The sequence below is a fragment of the Serratia sp. H1w genome (assembly GCF_000633355.1).
Lineage (GTDB): Bacteria > Pseudomonadota > Gammaproteobacteria > Enterobacterales > Enterobacteriaceae > Chania.
Map to the genome: position 1 here is coordinate 1 of NZ_AYMQ01000187.1, position 1,074 is coordinate 1,074.

General features: G+C 54.1%; 3 protein-coding genes. All 3 read left to right on the forward strand.

What is annotated here, in order from left to right; translation table 11 throughout:
- Window positions 1–37: 37 nt before the first annotated feature.
- Genes U869_RS0128450 through U869_RS0128460 form a run of 3 tightly spaced genes read left to right on the forward strand, consistent with a single transcriptional unit; the run spans window position 38 to window position 1,031 of the window.
- Window positions 38–358, forward strand: a complete 321-nt coding sequence (locus U869_RS0128450) for a phage holin, lambda family (protein WP_029988091.1) — start codon at window positions 38–40, stop codon at window positions 356–358.
- A complete protein-coding gene (locus U869_RS0128455) occupies window positions 355–747 on the forward strand; it encodes a M15 family metallopeptidase (RefSeq protein WP_025122628.1) in 393 nt (130 codons plus the stop codon). Before U869_RS0128450 ends, U869_RS0128455 begins: the two co-directional genes overlap by 4 nt.
- The gene (locus U869_RS0128460) at window positions 744–1,031 is read left to right on the forward strand and encodes a DUF4406 domain-containing protein (protein ID WP_025122627.1); all 288 of its coding nucleotides are present in this window, start codon (window positions 744–746) and stop codon (window positions 1,029–1,031) included. Before U869_RS0128455 ends, U869_RS0128460 begins: the two co-directional genes overlap by 4 nt.
- Window positions 1,032–1,074: the final 43 nt, after the last annotated feature.

Here is a 1,074-nt window from a genome sequence, read left to right on the forward strand (position 1 = left end):
TCATTTCTGACGCCCAGCGGGGTAAGGACATATGCAGATGCATAAAAGTAACCCAGATGTCTGGGCGGCAATTATTGCATGGATTGTATCCATAAAAGAGCAGGGGATCGCCGCGTTGCTGGCTGGCGCAATGGCCTATCTGCGCGGCAAGTACGAGGGGGATGGTAGCTGGAAATCCCTCTTTGATGCGCTGATGTGCTCGATATTCGGTTGGTTTATCAAAGACGGCCTATCGCTGATTGGCGTCGGCACTGACTGGGCCTACCTGGCCAGCGTCTTTATCGGGTACCTCGGTACCAAGTATTTCGGCAGCCGGATAAAGGATCTAGCCGATAGAAAAACAGGGGTAGTGAAATGACAGACAAATTTATTTTTGGCTCAACGAGTGAAAAGAACCTGCTCGGCGTACACCCCGATCTGGTGAAAGTGGCCCGCCGCGCGCTGTTGCTATCCCCCGTTGATTTTCGCATTACCGAAGGGCTTCGCTCTATGGCCCGCCAGCGCTATTTGTTGCGTGAAGGAAAAAGCCAAACGCTGAGAAGTCGCCACCTAACGGGGCATGCTCTCGACGTTGTAGCGCTGCCAGGCAACGTGGTGTCGTGGGACATGGCCTATTACCGCCAGATCGCCGCAGCATTCAAGCAAGCCAGCGACGAGCTAAAAATCCCGGTGGAGTGGGGCGGCAACTGGACGACGCTTAAAGACGGGCCTCATTTCCAGCTACCGTTCAAGGATTATCCGGCATGAAAGTTTACATCGCAGGGCCGATGACCGGCATAGACGGATTTAACCGCTACGAGTTTTTCAAAGCCGCCGAGGAAATCGCATTAGCTGGCCATATACCACTAAACCCGGCGGTGTTACCCGGTGGGCTTTCGGAAGCGGATTACATGCGCGTGTGCGTGGCAATGCTCCAATGCGCCGATCGGGTGTTCATGTTGGCCGAATGGCAAAGCAGTCAAGGTGCAAAAGCTGAGTATGAATTAGCGGTGAAGTTCGGCCTCGTTATCTTGTTCCAGGAGGGGGCATGACACCGTTAACAAAATACAGCCTGATCGGCGCGTTGCTGGTGGC